Origin of the sequence: Actinoplanes sp. NPDC048791, from assembly GCF_040650095.1 — a bacterium.
Lineage (GTDB): Bacteria > Actinomycetota > Actinomycetes > Mycobacteriales > Micromonosporaceae > Actinoplanes.
Genome location: NZ_JBEZGQ010000441.1, coordinates 1 through 6,605, shown reverse-complemented (window position 1 = coordinate 6,605; position 6,605 = coordinate 1). Strand labels below are relative to the sequence as shown.

5 protein-coding genes and 1 pseudogene are annotated in these 6,605 nt (G+C 70.0%); 5 read left to right on the top strand and 1 reads right to left on the bottom strand.

Annotation, left to right across the window (positions count from 1 at the left end; genetic code table 11):
* Positions 1 to 176: 176 nt before the first annotated feature.
* Positions 177 to 1,214, bottom strand: coding sequence for a LacI family DNA-binding transcriptional regulator (locus tag AB0C29_RS27295; RefSeq protein WP_360825676.1), 1,038 nt, complete (start codon positions 1,212 to 1,214; stop codon positions 177 to 179).
* Positions 1,215 to 1,398: 184 nt separating this feature from the next.
* Here AB0C29_RS27295 and AB0C29_RS27290 point away from each other — a divergent pair, with 184 nt between their 5' ends.
* From AB0C29_RS27290 to AB0C29_RS27270, 5 genes and pseudogenes are all read left to right on the top strand, one after another.
* Positions 1,399 to 2,286 (top strand): sugar ABC transporter permease, encoded by an 888-nt coding sequence (locus AB0C29_RS27290; RefSeq protein ID WP_360825673.1) that lies wholly within the window; start codon positions 1,399 to 1,401, stop codon positions 2,284 to 2,286.
* A complete protein-coding gene (locus tag AB0C29_RS27285; RefSeq protein WP_360825670.1) occupies positions 2,286 to 3,215 on the top strand; it encodes a carbohydrate ABC transporter permease in 930 nt (309 codons plus the stop codon). Before AB0C29_RS27290 ends, AB0C29_RS27285 begins: the two co-directional genes overlap by 1 nt.
* A 22-nt stretch (positions 3,216 to 3,237) precedes the next feature.
* Positions 3,238 to 4,575, top strand: coding sequence for a sugar ABC transporter substrate-binding protein (locus tag AB0C29_RS27280; protein ID WP_360825667.1), 1,338 nt, complete (start codon positions 3,238 to 3,240; stop codon positions 4,573 to 4,575).
* Positions 4,521 to 6,392: pseudogene (locus AB0C29_RS27275) on the top strand (beta-galactosidase); the annotation flags it as partial. The gene AB0C29_RS27280 and the pseudogene AB0C29_RS27275, both read left to right, overlap by 55 nt.
* Positions 6,372 to 6,587, top strand: a complete 216-nt coding sequence (locus tag AB0C29_RS27270) for a Beta-galactosidase C-terminal domain (protein WP_360825679.1) — start codon at positions 6,372 to 6,374, stop codon at positions 6,585 to 6,587. The pseudogene AB0C29_RS27275 and the gene AB0C29_RS27270, both read left to right, overlap by 21 nt.
* The last annotated feature ends 18 nt before the right edge of the window (positions 6,588 to 6,605 follow it).

The window sequence follows — 6,605 nt, the reverse complement described above, 5'->3', positions numbered from 1 at the left end:
CGGCACACGGCCGGGGCCGCTCGCGGCCGCTGCCTCGCTGGACGCGGCGACGGCCGTCGTGGCGAACAGCAGCGCCAGCAGAACCGGCAGGCTCGCCCACCGGCGCCACCACACCGGGGGCGGTGCGCCCTGTGCCGACATGGCTGCACCGTACCGTGGCCGCGCGCGGCCGGGGTTCATTCGCGGCGGGAGCTCGGGGGAGCCGTGCTGCCCCGCACCACCATGCGGGTCGGGACCAGCACCGTGCCCGGGCCTTCCGGCTCGTTGCGGATCTGCCGCAGCAGGCCCTGCACGCAGCGCCGGCCCACCTCGGCGAAGTCCTGGTGCACCGTGGTCAGGGGCGGGATGAACGAGGACGAGTCCGGGATGTCGTCGAAGCCGACGATGCTCACGTCGCGCGGAACGGTCCGGCCGCGCTCGTGGAACGCCCGCAGCAGGCCCAGTGCCATCTGGTCGTTGGCGGCGAATACCGCGGTGCACTCCGCTTCGGCCGCCAGGACCAGCCCGGCGCGGTAGCCCGAATCGGCCGTCCAGTCACCGCGCTGCACCGGCGGCACAGTCCGGCCGGCCTCCAGCAGGGTGCGGCGCCACGCCTGGGTGCGGCGCTCGCTGGCGAACGACTCGGCCGGCCCGGTCACGTGCCAGACCGTCTCGTGGCCCAGTTCCAGCAGGTGCCGTACGGCCTGCCGGGCGCCGTCGGCCTGATCGGTGTCGACGACGGGGTAGCGGTCGCCCGCGTCGGAGTCCACCACCACGACCTGGACGCCCGGCGGCAGGTTGAGGTTGGCCGCGTCGAGCAGGTGGACTTCCATGATCACGATGATGCCGTCCACCGCCAGCTCGCCGAGCCGGCTGAACGCGCCCAGCACGCCGTCCTGAGTGGGCGCCGCCACCGGGATGAGCGTGATCGCGTACCCCTCCTTGGCGGCGTAGCCGGCGATGGCCTCGACCGTGCGGCTGTTGCCGGTGGTCGCCAGGGTGAACAGGATGACGCCGATGGTGCGGAACTCGCCCCGCTTCAGGGCCCGCGCGGCGCTGTTGGGGCGGTAACCGAGCTGCCGCATGGCCGCCAGCACCTGCTGGCGGGTGGACTCGACCACGCTGGGGTGCCCGGTGGACACCCGCGAGACCGTCTGCGACGAGACGCCGGCGAGCCGGGCGACGTCCGCCATCGAGACCCCTCGGGCCGGGCGGCGGGTTCGGCCAGCGGTCATCGTTGGCAACTCCTTCTTGACGAGCCGGAAACGCAGTGAAACTATCACCCCGATGTTTACGTAAACATCACTTCGCTCATCTCCACGAAACACCAGCAGGCGGAGCCCGCGCGGAGCGTGATGTTAACGCAAACATCTGGGAGTCGCCGCGGCAACGGCCGAGCGGCGGGAAGGATGACAACGCATGGCCGACACCCTCGTCGTGAGCAGAAAACGCCGTTCCTGGGCGGGCTGGAAGTTCGTCGGCCCGTTCATGGCCGTCTTCGCCCTGGTCTTCCTGGCTCCGATCGGATACTCGATCTACCTGAGCCTGTACCGCAACCGGCTCATCGGCGGCAACTCGTTCGTGGGGCTCGACAACTACACCCAGGCCCTGCAGGACGCGCAGTTCTGGGCCGGGTTCGGCCGGGTCGCGCTCTTCCTGGTCGTCCAGGTGCCGATCATGCTGATCCTGGCCCTGCTGGTGGCGCTGGCCATCGACAGCGGACGGCTCTACGGCAAGGCGTTCTTCCGGGTCACCATCTTCCTGCCGTACGCCGTGCCCGCCGTGGTCGCCACGCTCATGTGGGGCTTCATGTACGGCCCCCAGTTCGGCCTGGTCGGCAACATCAACGACGCGCTGAACATCACGCTGCCCGACCCGCTGGGTGGCAGCCTCGCGCTCGCCTCCATCGGCAACATCGTGACGTGGGAGTTCGTCGGCTACAACATGCTCATCTTCTACTCGGCGCTGCGCGTGGTGCCGGCCTCGCTCTACGAGTCCGCGGAGATCGACGGGGCCGGGCAGTTCCGGATCATCACCGCGATCAAGCTGCCGGCCATCCGCGGCGCCCTGGTGATCGCCACCATCTTCTCGGTGATCGGCAGCTTCCAGCTCTTCAACGAGCCGGCCATCCTGCGGCCGCTGGCCAAGAACGTGCTCACCACCGGATACACCCCCAACATGTACGCCTACCAGCTGTCCTTCTCCGGCCAGCAGTACAACTACGCGGCCACCGTGGCGATCATCATGGGTCTCATCACGATGGTCATCGCCTATGTCGTGCAGCTCCGCGGCACGAGGGAGATCTGATGACCACCACCGTGCAGTCGTCGTCGTCCTCCTCCGGGCGTACAGCTGACGTCCCGCGCACCAGGTTCAAGCCGTACCGCCGGGCCCCGCGCCGCAGCACCGTGCTGACGCTGCTCACCGGCCTGGTGGCCATCTACAGCCTGATCCCGCTGGTCTGGCTGGTGATCAACGCGACCAAGACGCAGCAGGGCCTGCTCTCCTCGTTCGGCCTGTGGTTCGACGACGGGGAGTTCGCCCTCTGGTCGAACCTGCGCCAGACGTTCACCTACGACGACGGCGTCTTCGTCCGCTGGCTGGGCAACACCGTCATGTACGTGGTGGTCGGCGCCGGCGGGGCCACGCTGCTGTCCACCCTGGCCGGGTACGGCCTGGCCAAGTTCAACTTCGTGGGCCGGCGCGCGGTCTTCGCCATCGTGATCGGGGCCGTCGCCGTGCCCGGCACCGCGCTGGCCGTCCCGACGTTCCTCATGTTCAGCAAGATGGGCCTGACCAACACCCCGTGGTCGGTGATCATCCCGTCGCTGGTCTCGCCGTTCGGGCTCTACCTGATGTGGACCTTCTCCGCCCAGGCCGTGCCCGACGAGATGCTGGAGGCCGCGCGGGTCGACGGCGCGGGGGAGTTCCGGACCTTCTTCCGGATCTCCATGCCGTTGCTGGGCCCCGGCATCGTCACGGCGCTGCTCTTCAACATGGTCGTCACCTGGAACAACTACTTCCTTCCGCTGATCATGCTGAAGGACCCGGACTGGTACCCGCTCACCATCGGCCTGAACGCCTGGAACGAGCAGGCCCAGACGGCCGGCAGCGAGGCCGTGTTCAACCTGGTCATCACCGGATCGCTCCTCACGATCCTGCCGCTGCTCGCGGCGTTCCTCCTGCTGCAGCGCTACTGGCAGTCCGGCCTGGCGGCCGGCAGCGTCAAAGAATGAATTTCCCCCGAAAGGACACCAGATGACACGATTCCTCAAGGTGGTCGCCGCGGCGACCGCCGCGACGCTGGCGCTGGCCGCCTGCGGCGGCAACGACGACAGTTCCGGCACGGGTACGTCCGGCGGCAGCACGTCCGCGGCCGACGTCGACGCCGCGCTGGCCAAGGGCGGCTCGCTGACCGTGTGGGCGTGGGACAACACGCTCAAGAACGTGGTCTCCAGCTTCCAGACCAAGTACCCCAACGTGAAGGTCGAGCTGGTCAACGCCGGCACCGGCGACAAGCAGTACACGGCGCTGCAGAACGCGATCGCGGCCGGCAGCGGCGTGCCCGACGTGGCGCAGATCGAGTACTACGCGCTGCCCCAGTTCGCCCTGGCCAAGTCCATCGCCGACGTCGGCGGGTACGGCGCGTCCGGCCTGAAGACCACCTTCACCCCCGGCCCGTGGAACTCGGTGACCCTCGGCAGTGACAAGGTCTACGCCCTGCCGATCGACTCGGGCCCGATGGCGCTGTTCTACAACAAGGAGGTCTTCGACAAGCACGGCATCACCGTGCCCGCCACCTGGGCGGAGTACGTCGAGGCCGCCCGCAAGCTGCACAAGGCCGACCCGAAGGTCTACATCACCGGGGACAGCGGCGACGCCGGCTTCACCACCAGCATGATCTGGCAGGCCGGCGGCAAGCCGTTCCAGACCTCGGGCACCGACGTCACCATCAACCTCGCCGACCCGGGCGCGGCCAAGTTCGCCCAGACCTGGCAGCCGATGATCACCGAGAAGCTGGTCGCGTCGATCCCGCCGTGGTCCGACGAGTGGTTCAAGGCGCTCGGCGACGGCACCATCGCCAGCCTGCCCACCGGCGCCTGGATGCCGGGCAACCTGGTCACCGGCGCGGCGGCCGCGTCCGGCAAGTGGCGTGTCGCCCCGATGCCGCAGTGGGAGGCCGGCGGCAAGGCCAGCGCGGAGAACGGCGGCAGCTCGCTCGCCGTGCCGGAGAAGTCGGCCAACAAGGCGCTGGCGTACGCGTTCCTGAAGTACGCGGCGGTCGACGAGGGCAAGGACTCCCGGATCAAGGAGGGCGCGTTCCCGGCCACCTCGGCCGACATCGCCAAGCCCGAGTTCCTCAACACCGAGTTCAAGTACTTCGGCGGCCAGAAGGCCAACGAGATCTTCGCCCAGTCCGCGCAGAACGTGGTGTCCGGCTGGTCCTACCTGCCCTTCCAGGTGTACGCGAACAGCATCTTCAACGACACCGTGGGCAAGGCCTACGTGTCGGCGACGCCGCTGGCCGACGGCTTGAAGGCGTGGCAGGACCAGACCGCGAAGTACGGCAACGAGCAGGGCTTCACCGTCAAGTGACGTCCCCCCGAGGAGATCGCGTGCAAACCCCCTACCGCTGGCTGCGCCTGCACGACCGGGCACCCGCCCTGGCCTACGGCGCCGACTACAACCCGGAGCAGTGGCCGCGCTCCACGTGGGACGAGGACGTACGGGCCATGCGGGCCGCCGGCGTCACCATCGTCTCGCTCGCGATCTTCTCGTGGGCACGGCTGGAGCCCGCCGAGGGCGAGTACGACTTCGGCTGGCTCGACGAGGTCATGGACCTGCTGCACGCGGGTGGCATCGCGGTCGACCTGGCCACGGCGACGGCGTCCCCGCCGCCGTGGCTGACCGCGAAGCACCCGGAGATCCTGCCGGTCGACGCGCACGGCGCGACCATCTGGCCGGGCGGGCGCCAGCACTGGCGGCCGACCTCGCCGATCTTCCGCGAGCACGCGCTGCGGCTGGTCCGCACCATGGCCGGGCGCTACGGCGACCACCCGGCGCTGGCCGCCTGGCACATCTCCAACGAGCTGGGCTGCCACAACGTCTACGACTACTCCGACGACGCGGCGGCGGCGTTCCGCACGTGGCTGATCGAGCGCTACGGCGACCTGGACGCGCTGAACGCCGCCTGGGGCACGGCGTTCTGGTCGCAGCACTACAGCGACTGGGCGCAGATCCTGCCGCCGCGCCAGGCCGCGACCCACCCGAACCCGACCCAGCAGCTCGACTTCAAGCGGTTCTCCTCCGACGCGCTCAAGGACTACCTGCGCGCCGAACGGGACGTGCTGCGCGAGCTGACCCCGCAGATCCCGGCCACCACCAACTTCATGGTGATGGGCGAGCAGAAGCCGATGGACTACGCCGACTGGGCGGCCGAGGTCGACTTCGTCTCCAACGACCACTACGTGCAGCGAGGCCCCCGGGCCCAGGACGAGCTGTCGTTCTCGGCCAACCTGACCGGGCACATCGCCGGCGGCCGGCCCTGGTTCCTGATGGAACACTCGACCAGCGCGGTCAACTGGCAGCCGATCAACGTGCCGAAGAAGCCGGGCGAGCTGGCCCGCGACTCGCTGACGCACGTGGCCCACGGCGCGGACGCGGTCTGCTTCTTCCAGTGGCGCCAGTCCCGGGCCGGCGCGGAGAAGTACCACTCGGCGATGCTGCCGCACGCCGGGACCGACAGCGAGATCTACCGGTCGGTGGTCCGGCTGGGCGAGACGCTGCGGCAGCTGGCCCCGGTCGCGGGTACGGCGCAGACCCCGGCCCGCGCGGCGATCCTGTTCGACTGGACCTCCTGGTGGGCCAGCGAGCAGGACTCGCACCCGACGGACCGGCTGCGCTACCGCCAGGAGGCGCTTGACTGGTATTCGGCGTTCCTCGACCTGGGCGTACGGGCGGACGTGGTGCCGGTGGATACGGACCTGTCCGGCTACGACCTCGTGGTGGCGCCGGTGCTGCACGTGGTCCCGTCCGCGCTGGGCGAGCGCCTGCAGGCGTACGTGTCGGCCGGCGGTCACCTGGTCACCACGTACTTCTCGGGCATCGTCGACGAGCACGACCACGTGTGGCTCGGCGGCTACCCGGGACCGCTGCGCGACCTGCTGGGCATCCGGATCGAAGAGTTCGCCCCGCTGGGCGACGACGAGCGGGCCGAGCTGGACAACGGCCTGACCGGCACGGTGTGGACCGACGGCATCACGGTCACCGGGCCGGACGTGGAGGTGCTGGCGTCGTACTAGGGCGGCGCCCCGGCGATCACCCGGCGCACGGTGGGAACGGGCTCGGCGGCGTACGTGTCGACCCACCTGGGCCCGGACGGCCTGGCACCGGTGCTGCGCGACCTGCTCGGCCGGGCCGGCGTGCGGAGCGAACTGCCGGCGGAGCTGCGCGGCCGGGTGGAACTGGCGGTCCGCGGCGACTTCCACTTCCTGATCAACCGCACGGCCGAACCGGTCGAACTGGCCGGCCTGCCCGGCGAGCTCCTGCACGGCACCCCGGGCCTGCTGGAGCCGCGGGGCGTGACGGTCCTGCGCGGCCCGGCCTGACGCCTCGGCCACGGGCAC